This is a genomic window from Actinoplanes sp. NPDC049316 (assembly GCF_040677315.1).
GTDB lineage: Bacteria > Actinomycetota > Actinomycetes > Mycobacteriales > Micromonosporaceae > Actinoplanes.
This window is the reverse complement of the sequence record NZ_JBFAQM010000040.1, coordinates 18868-40733: the sequence shown is the minus strand read 5'-3', so window position 1 is coordinate 40733 and position 21866 is coordinate 18868. Positions and strand designations below refer to the sequence as shown.

The 21866-nt window shown below is 73.0% G+C and carries 20 protein-coding genes; 10 read left to right on the top strand and 10 right to left on the bottom strand.

Annotated elements, in window-relative coordinates; translation table 11 throughout:
• Nucleotides 1-51 precede the first annotated feature (51 nt).
• Both AB0K03_RS37350 and AB0K03_RS37345 read left to right on the top strand, forming a co-directional pair.
• Complete coding sequence (locus tag AB0K03_RS37350) at nucleotides 52-1629, top strand: sensor histidine kinase (protein WP_364695591.1); 1578 nt, start codon at nucleotides 52-54, stop codon at nucleotides 1627-1629.
• Nucleotides 1626-2321, top strand: coding sequence for a response regulator (locus AB0K03_RS37345; protein ID WP_364695588.1), 696 nt, complete (start codon nucleotides 1626-1628; stop codon nucleotides 2319-2321). The genes AB0K03_RS37350 and AB0K03_RS37345 overlap by 4 nt, the downstream gene beginning before the upstream one ends.
• Before the next feature lie 6 nt (nucleotides 2322-2327).
• Here AB0K03_RS37345 and AB0K03_RS37340 read toward each other — a convergent pair whose 3' ends face one another.
• Complete coding sequence (locus tag AB0K03_RS37340) at nucleotides 2328-2615, bottom strand: hypothetical protein (RefSeq protein WP_364695585.1); 288 nt, start codon at nucleotides 2613-2615, stop codon at nucleotides 2328-2330.
• Between the two features lie 97 nt (nucleotides 2616-2712).
• Here AB0K03_RS37340 and AB0K03_RS37335 point away from each other — a divergent pair, with 97 nt between their 5' ends.
• The 3 genes from AB0K03_RS37335 (at nucleotide 2713) to AB0K03_RS37325 (ending at nucleotide 6573) form a co-directional block, all read left to right on the top strand.
• A complete protein-coding gene (locus tag AB0K03_RS37335; protein WP_364695582.1) occupies nucleotides 2713-3435 on the top strand; it encodes an ATP-binding cassette domain-containing protein in 723 nt (240 codons plus the stop codon).
• Nucleotides 3432-4211, top strand: a complete 780-nt coding sequence (locus tag AB0K03_RS37330) for an ABC transporter permease (protein ID WP_364695580.1) — start codon at nucleotides 3432-3434, stop codon at nucleotides 4209-4211. Before AB0K03_RS37335 ends, AB0K03_RS37330 begins: the two co-directional genes overlap by 4 nt.
• Nucleotides 4212-4326: 115 nt before the next feature.
• Nucleotides 4327-6573, top strand: a complete 2247-nt coding sequence (locus AB0K03_RS37325; RefSeq protein ID WP_364695577.1) for a M4 family metallopeptidase — start codon at nucleotides 4327-4329, stop codon at nucleotides 6571-6573.
• Nucleotides 6574-6646: 73 nt separating this feature from the next.
• On the opposite strand, the gene AB0K03_RS37320 is transcribed toward AB0K03_RS37325, so the two are convergent.
• Nucleotides 6647-6952, bottom strand: coding sequence for a hypothetical protein (locus tag AB0K03_RS37320; RefSeq protein ID WP_199514819.1), 306 nt, complete (start codon nucleotides 6950-6952; stop codon nucleotides 6647-6649).
• A 61-nt stretch (nucleotides 6953-7013) separates the two neighbouring features.
• On the bottom strand, nucleotides 7014-8186 hold the full coding sequence (locus AB0K03_RS37315) for an NAD(P)/FAD-dependent oxidoreductase (RefSeq protein WP_364695574.1): 1173 nt from the start codon (nucleotides 8184-8186) through the stop codon (nucleotides 7014-7016).
• Between the two features lie 185 nt (nucleotides 8187-8371).
• On the opposite strand from AB0K03_RS37315, the gene AB0K03_RS37310 reads away from it, so the two are divergent.
• Nucleotides 8372-8542, top strand: coding sequence for a hypothetical protein (locus AB0K03_RS37310; protein ID WP_364695571.1), 171 nt, complete (start codon nucleotides 8372-8374; stop codon nucleotides 8540-8542).
• 75 nt (nucleotides 8543-8617) lie between these two features.
• On the opposite strand, the gene AB0K03_RS37305 is transcribed toward AB0K03_RS37310, so the two are convergent.
• The 3 genes from AB0K03_RS37305 to AB0K03_RS37295 form a co-directional block, all read right to left on the bottom strand.
• Entirely contained in the window at nucleotides 8618-10963 is a 2346-nt protein-coding gene (locus tag AB0K03_RS37305; RefSeq protein WP_364695568.1) for a glycoside hydrolase family 3 N-terminal domain-containing protein, read from the bottom strand.
• A gap of 218 nt (nucleotides 10964-11181) precedes the next feature.
• Nucleotides 11182-13326: a transglycosylase domain-containing protein gene (locus AB0K03_RS37300; RefSeq protein WP_364695565.1), complete on the bottom strand. Its 2145-nt coding sequence runs from the start codon at nucleotides 13324-13326 to the stop codon at nucleotides 11182-11184.
• 182 nt (nucleotides 13327-13508) lie between these two features.
• Nucleotides 13509-14504 carry a chlorophyllase/cutinase-like alpha/beta fold protein gene (locus tag AB0K03_RS37295; protein ID WP_364695562.1) on the bottom strand — a complete coding sequence of 332 codons (996 nt, stop codon included), beginning with the start codon at nucleotides 14502-14504 and terminating at the stop codon, nucleotides 13509-13511.
• Between the two features lie 130 nt (nucleotides 14505-14634).
• Between AB0K03_RS37295 and AB0K03_RS37290 the strand changes: the two genes are divergently transcribed.
• Nucleotides 14635-15417 carry an LLM class F420-dependent oxidoreductase gene (locus tag AB0K03_RS37290; RefSeq protein WP_364695559.1) on the top strand — a complete coding sequence of 261 codons (783 nt, stop codon included), beginning with the start codon at nucleotides 14635-14637 and terminating at the stop codon, nucleotides 15415-15417.
• A 53-nt stretch (nucleotides 15418-15470) separates the two neighbouring features.
• Here the strand turns inward: AB0K03_RS37290 and AB0K03_RS37285 are convergent, their stop codons facing one another.
• The 3 genes from AB0K03_RS37285 to AB0K03_RS37275 all read right to left on the bottom strand — a co-directional run bounded on the left by AB0K03_RS37285 (nucleotide 15471) and on the right by AB0K03_RS37275 (nucleotide 19232).
• Complete coding sequence (locus AB0K03_RS37285; RefSeq protein WP_364695556.1) at nucleotides 15471-16997, bottom strand: SLC13 family permease; 1527 nt, start codon at nucleotides 16995-16997, stop codon at nucleotides 15471-15473.
• A gap of 103 nt (nucleotides 16998-17100) precedes the next feature.
• Nucleotides 17101-17700, bottom strand: a complete 600-nt coding sequence (locus AB0K03_RS37280) for a TetR family transcriptional regulator (RefSeq protein ID WP_364695554.1) — start codon at nucleotides 17698-17700, stop codon at nucleotides 17101-17103.
• Nucleotides 17697-19232, bottom strand: coding sequence for a DHA2 family efflux MFS transporter permease subunit (locus tag AB0K03_RS37275; protein WP_364695551.1), 1536 nt, complete (start codon nucleotides 19230-19232; stop codon nucleotides 17697-17699). The genes AB0K03_RS37280 and AB0K03_RS37275 overlap by 4 nt, the downstream gene beginning before the upstream one ends.
• A 63-nt stretch (nucleotides 19233-19295) precedes the next feature.
• Here AB0K03_RS37275 and AB0K03_RS37270 point away from each other — a divergent pair, with 63 nt between their 5' ends.
• From AB0K03_RS37270 to AB0K03_RS37260, 3 genes are all read left to right on the top strand, one after another.
• Nucleotides 19296-20156, top strand: coding sequence for an amidohydrolase family protein (locus AB0K03_RS37270; RefSeq protein ID WP_364695548.1), 861 nt, complete (start codon nucleotides 19296-19298; stop codon nucleotides 20154-20156).
• A gap of 77 nt (nucleotides 20157-20233) precedes the next feature.
• Entirely contained in the window at nucleotides 20234-20389 is a 156-nt protein-coding gene (locus AB0K03_RS37265; RefSeq protein ID WP_364695545.1) for a hypothetical protein, read from the top strand.
• A 6-nt stretch (nucleotides 20390-20395) separates the two neighbouring features.
• The gene (locus AB0K03_RS37260) at nucleotides 20396-21235 is read left to right on the top strand and encodes a PfkB family carbohydrate kinase (protein ID WP_364695542.1); all 840 of its coding nucleotides are present in this window, start codon (nucleotides 20396-20398) and stop codon (nucleotides 21233-21235) included.
• Between the two features lie 217 nt (nucleotides 21236-21452).
• Here AB0K03_RS37260 and AB0K03_RS37255 read toward each other — a convergent pair whose 3' ends face one another.
• The gene (locus AB0K03_RS37255) at nucleotides 21453-21854 is read right to left on the bottom strand and encodes an HIT family protein (protein ID WP_364695539.1); all 402 of its coding nucleotides are present in this window, start codon (nucleotides 21852-21854) and stop codon (nucleotides 21453-21455) included.
• Nucleotides 21855-21866: the final 12 nt, after the last annotated feature.

The window sequence follows — 21866 nt, the reverse complement described above, 5'->3', positions numbered from 1 at the left end:
CGGGGCACCATTACGTTCATTCTGTTCACCGCGCCCGACTGGTGGGAGCCCATGACCCGACGCTGGAGCATCGCCGGGCAGCTGTTCGCTCTGCAGGTGCTGGTCGTGACGCTGCTCGTCGCGAGCGCCACCGCGGGCGCCGTGCTGCTGGCCCGGCGCGACGCGCGTACCGCCGCGATCGCCAAGGTGACCGGGGTGGCCGAGGCCATCGCCCGCTCCCCCGCCGTCGCCGACGCGCTGCGCTCGGCCGACCCGGTCGCGGTGCTGCAGCCGTACGCCGAGTCGACGCGGCGCGCCACCGGGACCGACTTCGTCGTGGTGATGGCCCCCGACCGGACCCGCTACACGCATCCCACCCCGGCGCTGATCGGGCAGCGCTTCGCCGGCTCGGTCGCGGGCGCGCTGGCCGGCGGCACCGTCGTCGAGGAGTACCGCGGCAGCCTCGGCGACTCCTGGCGTACGGTCGTCCCGGTCCGGGCCGCCGACGGCACGGTGATCGGCCTGGTCGCCGTCGGCATCACCACGGAGGCCATCAACCGCACCCTGCTGCGGCAGCTGCCGACCGTGGCCGCCGCGACCGGCGTCGCCCTGCTGCTCGCCGCCGCGGGGTCGTGGCTGCTCAGCCGCCGGCTGCGGCGCCAGACCCACGGGCTCGGCCCGGCCGAGATGACCCGCATGTACGAGTACTACGACGCGGTGCTGCACTCCGTCCGCGAGGGCCTGGTGGTCGTCGACCGCGACGGCGCGGTGGCGCTCATCAACGACGAGGGCCGGCGCCTGCTCGGCCTGGCCGGCGACGCGCCCGCCGAGGGCCGGGCCGACCGGCTCGACCTGCCGCCGGAGGCCGCCGAGCTGATCCGGTCGCGGCGCCCCACGCTGGACGAGCCCGTGCTCGCCGGCGACCGCGTCCTGGTCGCCAGCCAGCGCGAGACCCGCTTCGAGGGCCGCACGCTCGGCACGGTGCTCACCCTGCGCGACCACACCGAGCTGCGCGAGCTCACCGGCGAGCTGGACTCGGTGCGCGGCCTGACCCAGGCGCTGCAGGCCCAGGCGCACGAGGCCGCCAACCGGCTGCACACCGTCCTCACGATGGTCGAGCTCGGCCGTACCGAGGAGGCGATCCGGCTCGCCACCGGCGAGCTCGCCGCCGCCCAGCAGCTCACCGACCGGGTCGTGGCCGCCGTCGACGAACCGGCCCTCGCGGCCCTGCTGCTCGGCAAGTCGGCCCAGGCCGGCGAGCGCGGCGTCGAGCTGGTCGTGGACGAGCAGTCCCGGGTCGACGGCGAACCCCTGCCCAGCCGCGACCTGCTCACGGTGGTCGGCAATCTGGTCGACAACGCGCTCGAGGCGGTGGCCGGCACCGAACCGCCGCGCCGGGTCCGCGTCCTCGTCCGCCAGGACGACACCGAGCTGCTCGTCCGGGTCAGCGACACCGGCCCGGGGCTCACCCCGGACCAGGCCACCGCGGCCTTCCGCCGCGGCTGGTCCACCAAACCCGGCCCGGGCCGCGGCATCGGCTTGTCGCTGGTCCGGCAGGTCGCCGAAAGGTACGGCGGCAGCTATGCGATCGCGTCCGGAGGCGACGCGGGTGGCGCGGTGCTGACCGTCCGGCTGCCGGTGCATTCATGAGCCTCATCCGGGTGCTGGTGGTCGACGACGAGCCGCTGATCGCCGAGGCGCACCGCGCGTACACGGAGAAGATCGACGGTTTCACCGTGACCGGCGTGGCGCACACCGCCCGCGACGCGATGGCGGCGCTGCGGGCCGGCCCGGTCGACCTCGTCCTGCTCGACCTCAACCTGCCGGACAAGCACGGCCTGGAGATCGCCCGGGCGCTGCGGGCGGCCGGCAGCGGCACGGACGTGCTCGCGGTGACCTCGGCCCGCGACATCGCCATGGTGCGCCAGGCGGTCGCCCTCGGCGTCACCCACTACCTGCTGAAACCCTTCACGTTCGCGGCCTTCCGCGACAAACTCGACCGGTACGCCCGCTACCGCAGCCAACTCCTCGCGGCGGCCGAGGTCTCCGCGCAGCACGAGATCGACCGCGTCCTCGCCACCCTGCGCGGTGCCCCCAACGACACCCTCCCCAAGGGACTGGACGCGCGCACCCTGGACCTGGTCGTGCAGGCGCTGCGCGAGGCCGCCGCGCAGGGCTTGTCGGCGGCCGAGGTGGCGGCGCGGATCGGCGCCTCGCGGGTCACGGCCCGGCGGTACCTGGAGTACCTGGCGGACGCGGGCCGGGTCGTGCGCAGCCCCCGGTACGGCGGCCCGGGCCGCCCCGAGGTCGGCTACCGCCCGGCGAGCACCGGCGGCGAGTGACGCCGGCTACGGTTCGAGGTCACGCAGGCCCCGTTCCCAGCGCTCGCGGCGCTCATCGGGACTTTGCTCCCACCAGGGGGCGCCGCGCTCGCCGAGCGCGACCTTCGCCGCCTGCACCCGGGCACGGGCCGGCGCCGGGTCGTCGCCCGCGCGCAACGCCGCGCCGACGTCCCGTCGCGCCGCCATCAAGGCCCGGCGCAACCGCGCCGCCTCGTCCTCGGGGATCGCCGGGTCGGTGGCGCGCCAGCGACGGCCCTTGATGACCACGAAGTGGCCGTCCTCGGTGGTCTCCATCGGGCTCCTTCCGCCGCCGGGGTACGACCGTGGTCCGACCTCGTTTCCGGACCGTCGGCAGACGCGCGCAGGCGACGTCCCCTGACACCGTTTCCCCATGATTGCGGTACGCGAACTGACCAAGCTGTACGGACACACCCCGGCCCTGGACCGCCTCTCCTTCGAGGTACGGCCCGGCGTCGTCACCGGCTTCCTCGGGCCGAACGGCGCGGGCAAGTCGACCACCCTGCGCATTCTCCTCGGGCTGCACCGGCCGACCAGCGGCGAGGCGCTGATCGGCGGGCGCCCGTACCGCCGGATCCGCCGGCCGCTGCACGAGGTGGGCGCGGTGCTGGACGCCGACGCCGCGCATCCGGGGCGGACGGCCCGGCATCACCTGGACTGTCTGGCGCGCACCAACGGCATCGGGCGGGCGCGCGTGGCCGCCGTCCTGGCGGAGGTGGGCCTGGCGGCGGTGGCGGACAAGCGGGTGGGTGGGTTCTCGCTCGGCATGCGCCAGCGCCTCGGTATCGCGGGCGCGCTGCTCGGCGATCCGGGCGTGATCGTGCTGGACGAGCCGGTGAACGGGCTGGACGCCGCCGGCATCCGATGGATCCGGTCCACCCTGCGGTCGCTGGCGGCGCAGGGCCGTACGGTACTGCTGTCCAGCCACCTGATGAGCGAGGTGGCGCTCACCGCCGACCGGGTGCTGATCCTCGGCCGGGGGCGGCTGCTCGACGAGATCTCGGTGGCGGATCTGCCGGTGCGCGGTGCCACCCTCGAGGATGTCTATCTGCGGCTGACGGGCGAGGCCGCCGAGTTCCGGGCGGTGCCGCGATGACCCTGTTCCTCGACGTGGCCGCCGCCGAGTGGATGAAGCTGCGGACGGTGCGGTCGACGTACGCCTTCCTCGCCGGCGCCGTGACCGCGACGCTCGCCGGCATGCTGATCCTGCTGCTCATGGTCCGGGCTTTCGACGCGGACACCCTGGCCGATCGGGCCGCCTACGAGACGGCCGATCCGACCGTGGTCGTCATGCCGTTCGTGGCGTTCTTCGTCGGCGCGATCGGCGCCATGATGGTCACGAGCGAGTTCACGACGGGCTCCGTCGGCCCGGCCCTGCTGGCCGTCCCGCAGCGCCGTCTCCTGCTGGGTGCCAAGGCGGCCCTGGCCGGTGCGGTGGGCGGCGTGGGCGGGCTGGTCTTCGCGCTGCTGGCGGTGTCCGGGGCGATGCTGCTGCTGGGTGACCGTCCGGCGCCGCTGAACCCGTGGCACGCCTGGACCGACGCGGTGCCCACGGTGCTCACCGCGGCGGCCGGGGTGCTCGTCACCGCCTGCGTCGGCCTGGGCCTGGGCGCCGTGCTGCGCTCGACCGCGTCGGCGCTGCTGACGCTGGGCGGCCTCGTGCTGGTGGCGCCGGTCCTCGCGCATTTCCTGCCGGTGACGTGGCAGCTGCGGTTCGGGTCGGTCCTGCTGCCCAACCTGCCGGCTCAGCTGGCGGGCGCCGATCATCCCTACCTGCTGTCGCCGGCGGGTGCGGCCGCCGTCATGGCCCTGTACGTGGCCGCAGCCCTCGGCGCCGGCGCGGCCGCCTTCCGGCAGCGCGACGCAACATGAACGTCAATTCAGACATGTAAATTCTTCACTTCATGGCTGTTCAACCTTCAAGCTCTCCGCAAAGCTATTGAGATCAATGGATGCGTTGGCATCCGGGATCAGGGGAGGAACACCGTTGAGAAGAGCTCTCGCACTGGCCTGCACCACGCTGCTGGCCAGTAGCTGCGCAGCGGTCGCCGCCACCAGTGCGTCCGCCGCGCCACCGCCCACACCGTCCGCCTCGCTGCCGGCCCAGGCCACCGCAGCCCTCCAGCGCCACCAGGCAGCCGTCGAAGGCTCGCCGCAGGACAGGTACACCGTCTACAGCAGCAAGAAGGACGCCCGGGGCAACGGCGTCGTGCGCTACACGCGTACGCATCAAGGCCTGCGGGTGTACGGCGGCGACATCGTCGTCCGGGTCGACGCCCGCGGCGAGTTCACCGGCAGCTCCAGCGGTCTCGCGGCACCGTTGTCGCTGAGCGTCACCCCGAAGGTCGGCGCCGCCCGGGCCCGCGCCGCCGCCGAGCGGGCCTTCTCCGGAAAGGTCACCTCGGTCGGCGCGCCGGAGCTGTTCATCGACGCCGGCGCCGGCACGCCCGTGCTCGCCTGGGAGACCGTCGTCAAGGGCTGGGCCAAGGACGGCCAGACGCCGTCCCGGCTGCACGTCGTCACGGACGCGGCCACCAACGCGGTCCGCGGCTCGTTCGACGAGATCGAGACCGTCGACGGCACCGGCAACAGCATCTACTCGGGCACCGTCCACCTCGACACCACCGCGTCCGGCTCCGGGTACAGCCTGGTGGACTCCGAGCACGGCAACGGCCGCACCTGCGACCTGAACAACGGCACCTCGACGTGCACCACGTTCACCGACGCGGACAACGTCTGGGGCACCGGCACCAACGCGGACCGGGCCTCCGCCGCGGTCGACGCGCACTTCGGCGCCGCCACCACCTTCCGCTACTTCCGGGAGGTGCACGGGCGCAACGGCATCTTCGGCACCGGCGCCGGGGTGCCGTCGCGGGTGCACTACGGCAACGCGTACGTCAACGCGTTCTGGGACGGCTCCCAGATGACATACGGCGACGGGTCGGGCAACGCCAAGCCGCTGGTCGCGCTGGACGTGGCCGGGCACGAGATGTCGCACGGCGTCACCGAGAACGTGATCCCCGGCGGCCTGACGTACTCCGGCGAGTCCGGCGGGCTCAACGAGGCCACCAGCGACATCTTCGGCTCCATGGTGGAGTTCTACGCCGGCACCGGCAGCGACCCCGGCGACTACGACATCGGCGAGAAGATCGACATCCGGGGCACGGGCGCGCCGCTGCGCTACATGTACAACCCGGCCCTCGACGGCGTCTCGCAGGGCTGCTGGTCGACGAGCACCAACAACGTCGACGTGCACTACTCCTCCGGCGTGGCCAACCACTTCTTCTTCGACCTCGCCGAGGGCACCGGGGCCACCGCGTACGGCACCTCCCCGGTCTGCGGCTCGGCGGACCCGGTCGTCGGCATCGGCCGTGACAAGGCCGAGAGGATCTGGTTCCGGGCGCTCGACACGTATTTCGTGTCCAACACCCGCTACGTCAACACCGCGACGCCGGGCAACACCGCGCGGGCCCACACGCTCGCCGCGGCGGCGGACCTCTACGGCCTCTGCGGCACGGAGTACAAGACGGTCCAGGCCGCCTGGACCGCCGTCAACGTGGCCGGCACCGACTACTGCCCCACCGGGGACGACTTCTCCCTCGCCACCTCTCCGGCGACGGCGACGATCGACCGCGGCCAGACCCTCACCACGACGCTGTCCACGACGGTCACCAACGGCACCGCCGAGACGATCGCCCTCACCGCCACGGGCACGCCCCCGGGCGTCACCGTGTCGTTCAGCCCGGCCGAGATCACCGCGGGTGAATCCGCCACGGTGACCGTCAGCACGCCGGACACCCTCGGCACCGGCAGCTATCCCCTCACCCTGACCGGCACGTCACCGTCGGTGGCGCACTCGACCCAGCTGACGCTGACCGTACGCAGCCCCGAAGGCTGCACGGGGGCCGACGACACCGACGTCGCGATCCCCGACAACACCACCGTGACCAGCACCGTCGCGATCAGCGGCTGCACGATCACGCCGTCGTCGACCAGCGCGGTGGAGGTGCACATCGTCCACACGTACATCGGTGACCTGGTGGTCAGCCTGGTCGCGCCGGACGGCACGGCGTACACCCTGCACAGCCGGGCCGGCGGCAGCACGGACAACATCGATCAGACGTACGCGGTGAACCTGTCCGGCGAGGCCCCGGACGGCACCTGGACCCTGCGGGTGCAGGACGCGGCGTCGATCGACACCGGATACATCAACAGCTGGAAGCTGTCCCTCTAGCCGAACCCGTGGATGGCGCCGGCCGGTCAGCGTGGACCTGCCGGCGGCTTCCGCGGCCCGCGGCGGGCGCAGCTCAGCGGGCGGCTTTGCGGTCCGCGGCGGCGTAGGACGCCGCTGCCGTGAGCGCCGAGACCGCCAGCACGGACGGCCAGGAGCCGATGCGCTTGGCCAGCGGGTGCGACAGCCCGAACGCGCCGACATAGGTGGCGACCAGTCCCGCCGTCACGGCCGGGCTGGTGCGCCGGGCCCACTCCCGGCCCGCCAGCACACCGCCCGCGGCCAGGACGACGCCGCCCAGCGGACGGATGCCGGTCCGGCGGGCGAGCTGCCAGCCGCCGATGAGAGACCCTGCGGTGACCGCTGCAGTAGGAACGCGCATGCGGCGACCGTACACCGCGCCGGCGGACGCCGGGCCCGTCCGGGCACCCCCGCGGCGGGTCTCACGCGGACGGTGGAACGCGCAGTCCCTCGGCCCGCCGGCCCGGCTGGTCATCGACGCAGGCGACCGCCGGCCGCCGCACGTCGGGGAACGACCCGTCACCGAACAGGATCCGGGCCGCAGCCACACGACCGGCCCGGCTGCGGAGCACGGCGAAGGCCGCCTCCGCCGCGGCCGGTGAGCGCAGGCCGGCCAGCACGCGCCGCATCGCGAGCCGCCCCCGGAAGCGGGCCCGCAGCTCGCCGCCCGAGTACCGGCGCAGGATGCACTGGTCGCCCGTACGCAGATAGCCCTCCGTGACCGCCGCGGCGAGCTCGGACATCCGCAGGCACGGGTCCAGCCCGCCCGCGGTCAGCGGCGACACCGCGCCCGCCGCGTCGCCGACGAGCAGACCCTGCGGGCACGCCAGCCGGCGCAGCACGCCGCCGACCGGGATGGGACCGCCCCGGCGTTCGACGGGGCCGGCCGGTGCCACCCGGCCCGGGGCGTCCGCCGCGAACTCGTCGAGCAGACGGCGTACGCCGGCGCCCATGGCGTGCGGGTATCCGGCGACGCCGACGTGCGCGTTCCGCCCGTCCGCGATGACCCAGCCCAGGTAGCCGGGGGCGACCCGGGGATCCAGCACGCAGTGGAACGCCGGGACGCCGGCGGCGGAGGTGACCGGGTGGACGATCTCGGCGCCGACGAGGAAGTGCCGGTTCACGTCCAGCCCGAGGTCCCGCGCCACCCGCGACCGCGCGCCGTCCGCGCCGACGACGAACCGGGCGCGGACCGCCTCCGCGCCCTCGAGCCGGACGACACCCCCCGACAGCCCGGCGTACCGGACCCCCAGCAGGATCCGGGCACCCGCGGCCTGCGCCGCACGACGGGCGTGCTCGTAGACGCCGGCCATGTCGGCGACCCGGTACTCGTCACGGTCACTGGTGAGATGCACCGGCGAGCGGCGCGACGGCGGGTAGAGCAGGACGTCGCGGACACCCGGGCCGAGCAGATGCCCCGGTAGGTCGAAGTCGTCCAGGGTGCGGCGGACGAAGATCCCGGTGGTCCGGATGCCCGCCGCCAGGCAGCGGCGGCGGTCGACCACCGTGACGGTCAGGCCCCGGCCGGCGAGGAGGCGGGCGGTGTGCAGGCCGGCCAGGCCCGCACCCACGACGAAGACGTCAACTGTTTGCACAGCCGCGACGGTAGGGGCGATTTCCCGGCGCGGCGGCGGGTCGCACATGACCTGCCGCGTACCTTCACATTCCCGCCACACCCCGGTCGCGGACGTTCACGCGGTGGTCAGGCCGCGTTGCCTTGCGCGACCATCGGGTTCGCGATCGTGAAGGCCGATGCGAATCCCTCGATGAAGCGGTGGCCATGTTCGTCCCCGTCGTGATCGTCCTTGCCGCCTGCGTCGGCGTGTTGCTCGCCGCACTGGAGAGCCCGCACGCCGCCGACGCCCGCGTCGTGGAGTGGCTCAGCCGGGGCGTGGTGGCCGCGGGCGCGGCGACCGCCACCCTCGCCGTGGCGCTGGCCGTCCTGCCGTGATCCGGCACCGGAGGGGAGACGTCGCGGCCCGCAGCAGGGAGAGTCGCCGCGGGCCGCGACGAGAAGGGGTGGCGGTCAGGCCGGCTCGACGACCACCGGGGTGTGCAGGACCCGGTCCGGGCCGGCCGCGCGCCGCTCGCCGGTCAGCCGTACGGTCGCCCGGCAGGGCAGGTCCGTGGCCGAGGAGCCGACGTGGATCTCCACGTCGCCCGGGTCGACGATGCGGCGCAGATCCCGGCCGACGAACGCGGTGCGGTCGGCGTGCAGGGTGAACTCGACGCGGGCCGCGGCGCCGGCGGCGAGCGGGACCCGGGCGAAGCCGGCGAGCTGCAGCAGCGGCCGGGTGACCTCCGCCTGAACGTCGTGCAGGTAGAGCTGGACGACCTCGGCGCCGTCGCGCGGGCCGGCGTTGCGGACCTGCACGGAGACGGTGAGCGTGCCGTCGGTGGGCAGCTCGGTGGCGCTGAGAGTCAGATCGCTGTACTCGTACGAGGTGTACGAGCGGCCGTGGCCGAACCCGAACATCGGCGTCGGGTCGAGGTTGCTGACGCCGTCGCTGTTCGCGCCGTACGGGGGCTGCAGGTACGTGCCGGGCTGGCCGCCGGGCAGCCGCGGCACCTGGACGGGCAGCTTCCCGCTCGGGTTGATCCGCCCCGAGACGACCCCGGCGATCGCCGCGCCGCCCTCCTCGCCGGGCATGAACGCCTGGATCATCGCGGCCGCGCCCTCGTAGTCGCCCAGCGCGTACGGGCGGCCGGAGACGACCACGACGACGACCGGCGTACCCGTCTCCAGCAGCTTGCCGAGCAGCTCGCCCTGCAGGCCGGGCAGCGCCAGGTCGGGCGCGTCGCAGCCCTCGCCCGACGTGCCGCGGCCGAACATGCCGGCGCGGTCGCCGACCACGGCGATGCAGACGTCGGCGGCGCGGGCGGCGGCGACCGCGGCGTCGAAGCCGGAGCGGTCCTCGTCGCGGATCGGGCAGCCGGTCTCGAGGGTGAAGTCGTCGTCCGGTAGCTCGGTACGCAGGGCGGCCCACAGCGAGGCCGCCTCCAGGCCCATGCCGTACTCGGGGTAGTCGCCGAGGACGTGGTTCGGGTACGAGTAGCAGCCCATGAACGCCTGCGGGTCGTCCGCGCACGGACCGACGACCGCGATCCGGCGCGGCGCGGCGCCCAGGCTCAGCGGCAGCACCCCGGAGTCGTTGGCGAGCAGCACCACCGAGCGCTCGGCGACCTCCCGCGCGATGCCGCGGTTAGCGGGCGAGTCGAAGTCGATGCCGGCGCCGGCCTCGACGGACCCCTCCGGCGTCCAGTCCGGGTCGAGCAGGCCGAGCTCCGCCTTCTGCCGCAGCACGCGGCGGGCGGCACGGTCGACGAGCTCCTGCGGTACGCGCCCGGAACGCACGAGCTCCACGAGGCCCTCGCCGTAGCCGATGGTGTCGGGCAGCTCGACGTCGATGCCGGCGGCCAGCGCGAGCGCCCCGGCCTCGGCGGGGGTGGCGGCCACCCGGTGCATCGTCTGCAGGAACGGCACCGACCAGTAGTCGGAGACGACGACGCCGTCGAAGCCCCACTCCTCGCGCAGCACGCCGGTGAGCAGGGACGGGTCGGCGGCGACCGGCACGGCGTCGATCTCGGAGTACGAGTTCATGACCGAGCGCGCGCCGCCGGTGCGGATCGCGGTCTCGAAGGTCGGCAGGATGTATTCGCGCAGCTCCCGCGGACCCATGGCGACCGGGCCGTGGTTGCGAGCGGCCCGTGACGCGGAGTACCCGGCGAAGTGCTTGAGGGTGGCGATGACGCCCTGGTTCTCCAGGCCGCGCACGTACGCGGCGCCCAGCGTCCCCACCAGGTACGGGTCCTCGCCCATCGTCTCCTCGACGCGGCCCCAGCGGTAGTCGCGGACCACGTCGAGCACGGGCGAGAGGCCCTGGTGCACGCCCACCGCGCGCATGTCGGCGGCGATCGCCGCGGCCATCCGCTCGACCAGCTCCGGGTCGAACGTGGCGGCCCAGGCCAGCGCGGTCGGGTAGACGGTCGCGCCCAGCGTGGTGAAGCCGGTGAGGCATTCCTCGTGCACGATCGCGGGCACGCCCAGCCGGCTGCTCGCCACGACCTGCCGCTGCATCTCGATCACCCGGGCCCGGCCCTCGTCGGCGGTCACCGGGCGGGTGCCGAAGGGGCGGGTGAGGTGCCCGATGCCGTCGCGTACGGCCGCGTCGAACGGGCGGGACCCGGCGGCGAAGACGTCCTGCATCGGCGCGACCTCACCGGTGCTCTCGACCGCGACCTGCTGCCAGACGCTGCCGAGCTGGGCGACCTTCTCCTCGAGGGTCATCTGCTCCAGCAACGCGTCGGCGCGCTCGGCGCTGGTTCGAGCGGTGTCGGTCCACGGTTGCGGGCCGGCCTTCAGCACGGTCATGACTCCTCCTGCTTCGCCGAAACTTCCGGTACTATTCCGGACGGCACAGGCAGTCTCTCCCGGCCCCTCTTCCCCGCGCAAGCCGGAAGTTGCGACTAATACCAGTTCTGCAGGCAGGACACACTTCGGAAAACCTCCGTAACTTTCAGCTGCTCCGGATACAACGATCCCGCCGCCTCCGCTCACGGAGACGACGGGATCGTGGGTGACGCGCGGGCTCACTCCCCGGGTTTCTTGAACTCCTCCTGGGGCTTGCCCTCCATGTAGTCGGCCACCGTCCGGTAGACCGCCGGGTTGACGATGCCGTGCTGCATCCGGTCATAGTGCCCGGCCCAGTCCGGGTTCACCAGGTAGCCGGCGACGACCAGGGACCGGGTGCCCACCACGAGCGCGGCGGTCTTGTCGGCGTCGGTCGTACCCGTCTTGCCGAAGATCGGGTGGCCCACCGCGTCGTGCGCGTTCGGCTCGGTGGCGCCGGCGCAGTTGCCCAGCTGGGCCTGGTCGCCGACCGGGCAACGGGCCGCGTCGAGCGCCCGGCGCGCCACGTCCTTGCTGGTCGCGCGGGTGCAGTCCGGCTGGCCCACGTCGAGCTTCGTGCCGTCGGCGGAGGTGATCCGCTGGATCGGCGTGGGCTTGCAGTACATGCCGTCGCCGGCCAGCGTCGCGTACGCGTTGGCGATGTCCAGCGGGGTCGACGCCGAGACGCCCAGCGTGAACGCGCCCCACTGGTGCGCCGAGGCCGGGTCGTTGGCGAACTCGGCGTCCTGCCGCGCCCGGAACTGCACGCCGAACCGCTTCGCCACGTCCACCACCTTCTCCGCGCCCACCTGCTCCTGCAGCGGCACGAAGTACGTGTTCACCGACTTGCCGAAGCCGGTCCACATGTTGAAGGTGCCCTGCTCGCTCTTGGACGCGTTCGACGGGCAGTAGAAGTGCGTGCCCGGGCAGGCCGCGTCCGAGCTGGGATTGATGATGTACCCCGACTTGTACGTCGAGCCCGACGTGATCGAGTGGTCCAGGCCGAAGCCGTTCTCCAGCGCCGCCACCATCGTGAACATCTTGAAGACCGAGCCGGCCTGGTAGCCGACGATGTCGCCGCCGCCGGTGATGATCGGGTTGGTGGTGTTCGGGTACGTGCCGCGGATGCCCTTCTCCGCCAGGTCCGGGTTCGAGCTGAGCTTGTTCTTCGGGTGCTCGGGATCGTCCAGCTTGTACTTGCGGTTGGCCGCCAGCGCGCGGACCCGGCCGGTGCCCGGCTCCACCCCGGCCAGCAGCAGCGCGTTGCGGTTCTTGTCGCTGATCTGGTCGGTGATCTCCTTGCGCGCCGAGGCCTGCGCCTTGATGTCCAGCGAGGTCACCACGCGGTAGCCGCCGCTCTTCAACTGGCGCTCACGGTCGTACGTCGTCGCGCCGAACTGCTCCTGGCTCAGCCACCAGCGGTAGAAGTAGTCGCAGAAGAAGCCCCAGTTGTTCTTCGCCACCGACACACAGCCGTTGCCGGGCCGCTTCGTGGTGCGGGCCAGCTTCACCTCCTTGGCCTGGGTGGCCTGCTCCGGGGTGATGTACTTCAGGTCGCGCATGTTGTCGATGATGTAGTTGCGCCGGTCCAGCGCCTGCGGGTAGCCGCTGGGCGTGGTCGGGTCGAACGACGTCGGCGCCTTCACCATGCCGGCGAGCAGGGCGGCCTCGGCGATCGTCAGGTCCTTCGGCTTCTTCTGGAAGTAGACCTGGCTACCGGCGTAGACGCCGTACGCGCCGTTGCCGAACGGGGCCATGTTCAGGTAGCGCTCGAGGATCTGCTCCTTGGTGAGCTCCTTCTCGACCTGCATGGCGTACTTCATCTCGGTGAGCTTGCGCTCCGGGCTGTCCTTCGTCGCGTCGATCGCCTGCTGCGGCGTCTTCGCCGAATACGCCAGCGTCATGCGCACGTACTGCATCGTCAGCGTGGAGGCGCCCTGCTGCGCGCCGCCCTGCTTGTTGTTGACGAAGGCCCGGGCGACGCCCTTGAGGTCCACGCCGTTGTGCTCGTAGAACTGATGGTCCTCGGCCGCGACGATGGCGTGCTGCATGTTGACCGAGATGTCCTTCAGCGGCACGTCGCTGCGGAACTCGTCATACATGACCGCGAGCTGCGTCTTGCCGTCGGCGGCGAAGATCCGGGTGACTTGCGGGGCCGACTGCTGCTCCAGCTCGCTGGGCAGCTCGGCGAAACCCTGCGAGCCCGCCTTGGCCGCCAGGCCCGACATGGCGACGGCCGGGAACGAGGCGGCCGCGACCACGACACCGGCGAGCAGGCCGCAGATCACCAGCGATCCGCCGTTGGCGAAGAGGGAGCGATCGCGTTTTCGGGTCCAGAAAGTCACCCGATCCACGTTAGCCACGGAGATCCAGCACCACCTCTCGAGGGTTGCCCCCTGCGTCCGCGTCCGCGGCCGCCGCCACGGGCTCCTGAACAGCCAGGTCATCCGTGCGGATCGGCCCGGCGGCGGGTCACACTTACCCAACGAAGCGGCATGCGTCACGCTCCTGGGTCGAGTGGACTGTGTCACACAAGCTGATCTTCGAGGGTGGCGACCCCGCCCGCGGCGGCCGCCTGCGGCAGGCGCGACCGGGCGGTGGCGTCGCCGTACAGGGCCCAGCGCAGGAATTCCGTCGAGGTGGCGGTGGTCGCCTCGAAGTCGGCGCCCGTCGTGACGTGCCCGCCGTCGGTGATCGACAGCATCGCGCGCGACCACGGCACCGCGGCGAAGACGGCATGCCCGGCCCGGTAGGTGACCGTGTCGTCCTTGCGGCCGTGCACGAACAGCATGGCCGCCGGCGGCCCGGTGAACGGCGTGCCCTGGAAGTCGGTGCCGGCCAGCATCACCCCCGCTTTCAGCCGCTCGTCACGGCGGGCGCTGAACAGCCCCGCGGTGGTGATTCCACCCGCCGAGTGACCGGCGGCGGCGAGCCGGTCCGGGTCGACGGCCGTGGCCAGCGGGCCGCCGGGCGCCAGCATCAGGTCGATCACGTGGGAGGCGTCCGCGGGCTGGTTCACGATGTCGAGCGGATCGAGGTCCGCGGCGCCGTACGAGGTGTTGGGGTACGTCGGCCCGGCCACCACGAATCCCGCCTGCGCCCAGCGGGCCAGCATCGCCTCGTAGTCCCCCGGCTGGGCGGTGAGGCCGTGGCTGAACAGCACGAGCGGGAAGCGCCCGGTGGCCGCGGGGGCGTCGGCGGCCGGCACCGGGGCGGCCGGGGCGGCGCCGGCGGCGGGATACCAGACCGTCGTGGGCAGAGCGCGGCCGTCCCGGCTGAACTCGAGGATGCGGCGGCCCACGGCGTACGCCTTCCCGGGCGCGTTGCCGGCCGGCGGCACGTACGGCGCGCTGACCGGCTGCGGCGCGAGCGAGGAGGCGGTCGTCGAGGCGAGGATCGGCGCGGCCGACGCGGAGGCGCTGGTGGCCCCGGCCATCCCGGCGCCGGTGTCGGCGGTGCACGCCGCGAGGCTCCCGGCCCCGGCGGTGCCGGCCAGCCCGAGCAGCAGTGTCCGTCTACGCATGGTGACATTGTCCGGGGCGTACCTGTGATGACCTTGAGAAACGCACGAGCCGAACATCACATCCGGTGATGGTGCGTCCGGGCTCGCGGTTCCCGGCCGCCGGCCGCGGAACCGCTTAGTGTTGGCAATCATGACGACCAGGCCTGTGAGGATCGGGCTGCAGCTGCAGCCCCAGCACGCGGACTACCCGACGATCCGGCGTACGGCCGCCGAGGCGGAGGAGCTCGGCGTCGACGTCCTGTTCAACTGGGACCACTTCTACCCGCTGTACGGCGACCCCGACGGCCTGCACTTCGAATGCTGGACGATGCTCGGCGCGTGGGCGGAGGCCACCTCCCGCGTCGAGATCGGCGCGCTCGTGACCTGCAACAGCTACCGCAACCCCGACCTGCTCGCCGACATGGCTCGCACGGTCGACAACATCAGCGACGGCCGGCTGATCCTGGGCATCGGTTCCGGGTGGTTCGAGAAGGACTACCAGGAGTACGGCTACGACTTCGGCACCGCCGGCGGCCGCCTCAACGACCTGGCCGACGCCCTGCCGCGGATCGAGGCGCGGCTCGGCAAGCTGAACCCTCCGCCGACCCGCAAGATCCCGGTGCTGATCGGGGGCGGCGGCGAGAAGAAGACGCTGCGCCTGGTGGCCCAGCACGCCGACATCTGGCACAGCTTCGGCGACGCCGCGACCGTCGCGCACAAGCTGGGCGTGCTCCGGCAGCACTGCGCCGACGTGGGCCGGGACCTCTCGGAGATCGAGGTCTCCGGTGGCCTGTCGGCCGAGGGCGGTCCGGAGGCCGCCGCGGCGCTGCGCGAGCAGGGCGTCTCGCTGTTCACCGTCGGTGTCGGCGGCCCCAAGCCGGATCTGGGCCCGCTGCGCGACTGGCTGGCCTGGCGCGACGAGCAGAACGCCTGATCCGCGGCGCCGCGGCCGGGCCCCCACCGGTACGGGGCCCGGCCGCGGCGTCGTCAGACGAAGACGTCCAGGATCAGCACGCAGGCGAACCCGACCACCGAGATGATCGTCTCCATCACCGACCAGGTCTTGATGGTCTGCCCGACGGTCATCCCGAAGTACTCCTTGACCAGCCAGAACCCGGCGTCGTTGACGTGCGAGAAGAACAGCGACCCGGCGCCGATCGCCAGCGCCAGCAGCGACACCTCGGGCTTGTCCAGGGTCGCGGCCAGCGGCGCGACGATGCCCGCCGCGGTGATCGTGGCGACCGTGGCCGAGCCGGTGGCGATCCGGATGCCGACCGCCGCGAGGAAGCCCAGCAGCAACGCCGAGATGTTGGCGTCCTTCGCCGCGTCCGCCACCACGTTGCCGACGCCGGCGTCGACGAGCACCTGCTTGAAGCCGCCGCCCGCGGCCACGATGAGCAGGATGCCGGCGATCGGCGGCAGCGCCCCGCCGAGCACCGAGGAGGTCTGGGCCCGGTCGAAGCCGGCCCGCTTGCCCAGCGTCCACATCGCGAGCAGCACGCCGAGCAGCAGCGCCACCACCGGCTCACCGAGCACCTCGAACGCGCTGCGCACGCTGTTGCCCTCGTCGAGGGTCAGCTCGGCGATCGCCCGCAGCAGCATCAGCACGATGGGCAGCAGGACCGTCAGCACCGCGGGCCAGAAGCCCGGGTTGCGCCGCCGCGCCGGCAGCCCCCGGTCGACCGTCTCGTCCGGCTCGCCGGTGCCCGCGTTGCCCAGGTCGTCGCGGTCCACGAAGTCCTGACCGCCGGCCGGGCCGGAGCCGGGCCGATCGCCGCCGGACCCGACGGCCGCCCGGTCGCCCGCCGCGACCGCGGCGCCCGCCATCGCCCGGGCCGGCACGGCGACCGGCACCCGCTTGGCGATGAAGTTCCCGAAGACGGGGCCCGCGATGATCACCGTCGGGATCGCGCAGATCAGCCCGAACGCGAGCGTCAGGCCCAGGTCGGCGTTCAGGTTCGCGATCGCCACCAGCGGGCCCGGGTGCGGCGGCACCAGGCCGTGCAGCACCGACAGGCCGGCCAGGGCGGGGATGCCGATCTTCAGCAGCGGCACGTCGGTCCGCTGTGCGACCAGCAGCACGATGGGCACCAGCAGCACGACGCCGACCTCGAAGAACAACGGCAGGCCGATGAGCGCGGCGACGCCCGCCATCGCCCACGGCAGCGCCGAGCCGGAGAACTTGCGCACGATCGTGCCGACGATGCCGTCCGCGCCGCCGGACTCCGCGAGCAGCGCGCCGATCATGGAGCCGAGGGCGATCAGCAGGCCGACGCTGCCGGCCGTACTGCCGACGCCTTTGGTGAAGGAGGTCACGGTGTCGCCGGGCGCGGCCCCGGCGACGATCCCGAGCACCGCCGCCCCGACGACCAGGGCCAGGAAAGGATGCCATTTCGCCCAGGCGATGAGCAGAATGACGGCCGCGATGCCCAGCACGGCGGCGAGGACGAGTTGGCCGGTACCGGCGGAGGTGATCGCCTCCGCGGCCAGCGAGGGAGCGGCGTGCGCAATCATGGGCGAGCCGTACCCCGATCCGCGGGAAACGAACCGCCCGTCGAAACCCGGTTCAGCCCTGCAACGCCGTCGCCGGACCGCGCTTGACGGATGCCGTGACCGGTTAGCGGGGGCCCAGCGGGAGCCCGGCCTGGAGCAGCTCGAGCGCGCGATCCATCGCGTCGAACTCGCCGCTGTCCAGGGCGGGCTCCTCGACACCGCGCGGCAGCGCGGCGAGCAGGGAGCCGATCACCGCGCCGGCCAGCACGCGGCACGGGAAGTCGTCGGCCGGCAACCCGGCCCGTTCCGCCACGACGGCGGCGAGCATGTCGACGGCGGCCGCGTACTGGTGCAGGGAACGGGCCCGCAGCTCGGGCACCGACTGCACCAGGCGCTGCCGCCGCCGCTCCTGCTCGCGCTGCTCGGCGCTGACCGAGGTGAAGACCTGCCGGATGCCCCGCTTGATCGCCTCGATCGGATGCAGGTCCGCCGGCTGGTCGCGGACGGCCTGTGCGAGCAGCGGATCGAGGTCGTCGGCGAGGACCACGTCCTCCTTGGTCGGGAAGTACCGGAAGAACGTGCTCTGCGAGACGTCCGCCGCCTCGGCGATCTGATCGACCGTCGTGGCGGCGTACCCCTGCTCGTCGAAGAGCCGCATCGCGTGCTCGCGGATCGCGGCGCGCGTCCTGGCTTTCTTGCGTTCCCGCAGTCCCGGCGGCGTCATACCGTCGATTCTGCCGCCGCCGGCGGCGAGGCGGGCGCGAGGGGGATGTCCGGCGCGTCGTCCGGTCGCGCCGGGCGGCCCGGAAGAAAGATCATCGATAGTACGGCGCCACCCATCGCAACCGCAGCGGCCACCAGCATCGTCACGGCCATGCCATCGGTGAACGCCGAGCGCACCACGTCCAGCAGCCCGGGGTCGCCCAGCCGCCGGGCCACCGCGACGCCCGCCGAGACGCTGTCACGGGTCGCGTCCGGCAGTCCGTACCCGTCGATACCGTCGCGGTACGCGGAGTTCAGCACGGTCCCCAGCACCGCCACCCCGATCGCGCTGCCGACCTGGCGCATCGCCTGGATCAGCCCGGAGCCCACCCCGCTGCGCTCGTGCGACAGGGCGCCCAGCGCGGCGTTCATCGCCGGGGGCATGGTCAGGCCGAGGCCGATGCCGGCGAGCGTGATCCAGACCGCGACGAAGCCGTACCCCGAGTCAGGGCCGGTGGCCGTGCCCACCGCCAGACCGCCGGCGATGAGCACCAGTCCGGCCGTCACGATGATCTTCGCGCCGAGCCGGCTCTCGAGCTTCCCGCCGAGCCGGGCGCCGACCATCAGCCCGCCGATGACCGGCAGCAGCCGCAGACCCGTGCCGAACGCGTCATTGCCGCCGATGTCCTGGAAGAACAGCGGCAGGGCGAAGAGCAGGCCGAACATCGCGAAGCTGGCGACCGTGGCGAGCAGCGCGCCCCAGGTGAACCCGCGTGAGCGGAACAAGGCCAGGTCCACCAGCGGCGTCTTCGCCCGGCGCTGCCACCACCCGAAGAGGACGAGCAGCACCACCCCGGCCACGGCCGTGAGCACGGCCCGGGCATCCGTCCAGCCGCGCTCGCCGGCCTCGATGACGCCGTACGTGACGGCCACCAGGCCGGACGTGGACAGCAGCACGCCGAGCGGGTCGAAGCGCCGGTTCCGGTCGCCGTGCGACTCGGGCACCCACAGCGCGACCGCGACGACCCCGGCGATCACCAGCGGCACGTTGATGAGGAACACCGATCCCCACCAGAAGTGGTCGAGCAGATAGCCGCCGACCAGCGGGCCCAGCGGGATGCCCAGGGTGTTGGCGGTGACCCAGACGGTCAGCGCGCGGCCGCGCTCCTGCGGATCGAAGATCACGGTGAGCACGGCCGAGCTGAGCGGCATGATCACCGCCGCACCGAGGCCGAGGACGGCGCGGGCGGCGACCAGCTGGCCGGAGGTCGTGGCGTACGAGCACGCCGCCGACGCCGCGCCGAAGACGACCAGGGCGCCGAGCAGCATCCGCTTGCGGCCGAACCGGTCGCCGAGCATCCCGGCGGGCAGCAGCGCGGCGGCGAGCACCAGCAGGTACGAGGTGGTGAACCACTGCAGGTCACCGGTCGACGCGCGCAGGTCCCCGGCGAGGGTCGGCAGGGCCACGGACAGCACGGTGCTGTCGAGCCCGATGGCGATGGTGCTGAGGGAGAGCGCCGCGAGCGCCCACCAGCGTGAAGTGGAAGTAGCCATGAAATGATGGTAACCATCAAAAGCTAGAGTCAGTCAGTTTGTGATGTAGGCCATCATCGGACGGTGACCGCCTTCGCCACCGCGCTCGGCCTGCCCGGGCTCGCCGACGTGCACACCCACTTCCTGCCCGACCGGATGCAGCGCCGGGTCTGGGCGCACTTCGACGAGGCCGGGCCGCTCATCGGCCGGGAATGGCCCATCCACTACCGCGGCAGCGAGACCGAACGGGTCGCCACGCTCGGCGAGCTGGGCGTGCGGGTGTTCACGGCGCTCGCGTACGCCCACTGCCCCGGCATGGCCGCCGACCTCAACGCGTGGACGCTGGACTTCGCCGCCCGCACGCCCGGCTGCCTGCCGAGCGCGACGTTCTTCCCGGAGCCGTCGGCGGCGCGGGACGTCCGTACGGCGCTCGAGCGCGGAGCGCGCATCTTCAAACTGCACCTGCAGGTCGGCGGCTTCGACCCGCGCACCCCCGAGCTGGACGAGGCGTGGGGCGTCCTCGCCGACACCGGGACGCCGGTGATCGTGCACGCCGGTTCCGGCCCGGTCGCCAACCGCTTCACCGGCCCGGGCCCGATCGGCGAGGTGCTGCGCCGTCACCCCCGCCTGGCGATGATCGCCGCGCACCTGGGCGCCCCCGAGTACGCCGGCTTCCTCGAGCTCGCCGAGCGTCACGACCGCGCCGGCCTCGACACCACGATGGCGTTCACCGGCTTCTTCGAGGACATCGCCCCGTTCCCGCGCGAGCTGCTCCCCCGCCTGCGCGACCTCGGGCTCGCCGGGAAGGTCCTGCTGGGCAGCGACTTCCCGAGCATCCCGTACCCGTACGCCCACCAGCTCGAAGCCCTCGCCGCCCTCGATCTCGGCGACGCCTGGCTGCGCGCGGTGTGCTGGCACAACGCGGCCCGGCTTTTCGATCTCTGACGGCGCGTCCGGCCCCGTGAGCTGCCGCGCTGTGTCACGATCGGTCTCGATCACTCACGCCGGGGAGGTGGGCGGCGATGAAGAAGGCCGTCGGCTGGATCGTGCTCGCGCTGGTCATCTTCTACATCGGGACGAACCCGGGCCCGGCCGCGGACATCGCGCGGGGCATCGGCGACGGCATCGCGGAAGTGTTCCGCAACATCGGCGTCTTCTTCTCCAACCTCGCGAGCTGAGCCGGCGTGCGGGTCGTCTGCGTCGGCCTGGCCACCGTGGACCTGGTCCAGCGCGTCGACCGCCTGCCCGGCCCGGACGACAAGGCGGAGGCCCTCTCGGCGGAGGTGGCGGCCGGCGGTCCGGCCACCAACGCCGCGGTCACCGCCGCGGCGCTCGGCGCGCAGGTCACCCTGGTCACCGCGGTCGGCGCCCATACGCTCGGCGACCTCATCCGGGCCGACCTGCGCGCCTGCGGCGTCACCCTGCTCGACGCGACACCGGAGGCCACGGAACCCCCGCCGGTCTCGGCCGTCACGGTGCTCGACGCCACCGGCCAGCGCACGATCGTCAGCCGTAATGCCCGGGACGTCGCTGTGGCCGTACCGTCAGATCTTGCGGAAACCCTGACCACCGCGGACGCGGTGCTCGCCGACGGCCATCACCCGGCACTGGCTACAGCGGCCACGCGCAGCGGGCGGCCGCTGGTGCTGGACGCCGGCACGTGGCGGCCGGTCTTCGCGGAGCTGCTCCCCCACGCGGCGGTCGTCGCGTGCTCCTCGGCCTTCCGCCCGCCCGGCGCCCTCCCGGTCGAGCAGGCGCTGCGTGACCTCGGCGTGGACCGCGGGGCGATCACGTCCGGGCCGGAGCCGGTCCGGTGGTGGTCCGGCGAGTCCTCGGGCGACATCGACGTCCCGCCGGTCGCCGCCGTCGATACCGCCGGCGCGGGCGACGCCTTCCACGGCGCGCTGACGGTCGCGGTGGCGCGAGGCGCGGAGCTCCCGGAGGCGCTCCGCTACGCGATCGGCATCGCCGGAATCAGGGTCCGGCACCGCGGCCCCCGCAGCTGGCTCGCAGCGCTGCGCTGACCGTCAGAACATCCCGACCTGACTGGGCACCAGGCAGCCGCTTGAGCACCCCGCGGCTCGACCCCGGATAAGCCTGGGACACCTCGGCCGCACCGACAACCCGGTCGTGCTCGATGTCGGGCCGGTCATGGCCATGACGCGGTTCGCTGCCTGGCCACGATGAAGCTCATGGTCATGCTCCGTGCGAAGCCCTCGTCGGATGTCCGGGCCCGCTGCGTCAGTCGCGGTCGAGGGCGGCCAGGATGCGCTCGTGGTGGGCGTCCAGGTCCTCGGCCGGGACGCTCGGGTTCGCGCGGGCGAAGTCGAAGTCGGTCATGTCGTGCGCCGGGAAGACGTGGACGTGGGCGTGCGGCACCTCGAAGCCCGCGACGATCAGCCCGATCCGCGGCGCGTCGAACGCCCGTTTGAGGGCGCCGCCGATGGTGTGGCTCACCGACATGACGTGGGCGTACAGGTCCGGGTCGAGGTCCGTCCACTGGTCGACCTCGGCGCGCGGCACGACGAGCGTGTGGCCGGGCGTCAGCGGCGCGATGGTGAGGAAGGCCGCGACCCGCTCGTCCGACCAGACGATGCGGCCGGGCAGCTCGCCGTTGATGATTTTCGTGAAGATGGTCGGCACCGTCCTATGAGA

Bases quoted from the DNA above. Each gene is read 5' to 3' on its own strand.
- AB0K03_RS37350 (WP_364695591.1), top strand. From the start codon at position 52: ATGACCCGACGCTGGAGCATCGCCGGGCAGCTGTTCGCTCTGCAGGTG.
- AB0K03_RS37345 (WP_364695588.1), top strand. From the start codon at position 1,626: ATGAGCCTCATCCGGGTGCTGGTGGTCGACGACGAGCCGCTGATCGCC.
- AB0K03_RS37340 (WP_364695585.1), bottom strand. From the start codon at position 2,615: ATGGAGACCACCGAGGACGGCCACTTCGTGGTCATCAAGGGCCGTCGC.
- AB0K03_RS37335 (WP_364695582.1), top strand. From the start codon at position 2,713: ATGATTGCGGTACGCGAACTGACCAAGCTGTACGGACACACCCCGGCC.
- AB0K03_RS37330 (WP_364695580.1), top strand. From the start codon at position 3,432: ATGACCCTGTTCCTCGACGTGGCCGCCGCCGAGTGGATGAAGCTGCGG.
- AB0K03_RS37320 (WP_199514819.1), bottom strand. From the start codon at position 6,952: ATGCGCGTTCCTACTGCAGCGGTCACCGCAGGGTCTCTCATCGGCGGC.
- AB0K03_RS37310 (WP_364695571.1), top strand. From the start codon at position 8,372: ATGTTCGTCCCCGTCGTGATCGTCCTTGCCGCCTGCGTCGGCGTGTTG.
- AB0K03_RS37305 (WP_364695568.1), bottom strand. From the start codon at position 10,963: ATGACCGTGCTGAAGGCCGGCCCGCAACCGTGGACCGACACCGCTCGA.
- AB0K03_RS37295 (WP_364695562.1), bottom strand. From the start codon at position 14,504: ATGCGTAGACGGACACTGCTGCTCGGGCTGGCCGGCACCGCCGGGGCC.
- AB0K03_RS37290 (WP_364695559.1), top strand. From the start codon at position 14,635: ATGACGACCAGGCCTGTGAGGATCGGGCTGCAGCTGCAGCCCCAGCAC.
- AB0K03_RS37285 (WP_364695556.1), bottom strand. From the start codon at position 16,997: ATGATTGCGCACGCCGCTCCCTCGCTGGCCGCGGAGGCGATCACCTCC.
- AB0K03_RS37280 (WP_364695554.1), bottom strand. From the start codon at position 17,700: ATGACGCCGCCGGGACTGCGGGAACGCAAGAAAGCCAGGACGCGCGCC.
- AB0K03_RS37275 (WP_364695551.1), bottom strand. From the start codon at position 19,232: ATGGCTACTTCCACTTCACGCTGGTGGGCGCTCGCGGCGCTCTCCCTC.
- AB0K03_RS37265 (WP_364695545.1), top strand. From the start codon at position 20,234: ATGAAGAAGGCCGTCGGCTGGATCGTGCTCGCGCTGGTCATCTTCTAC.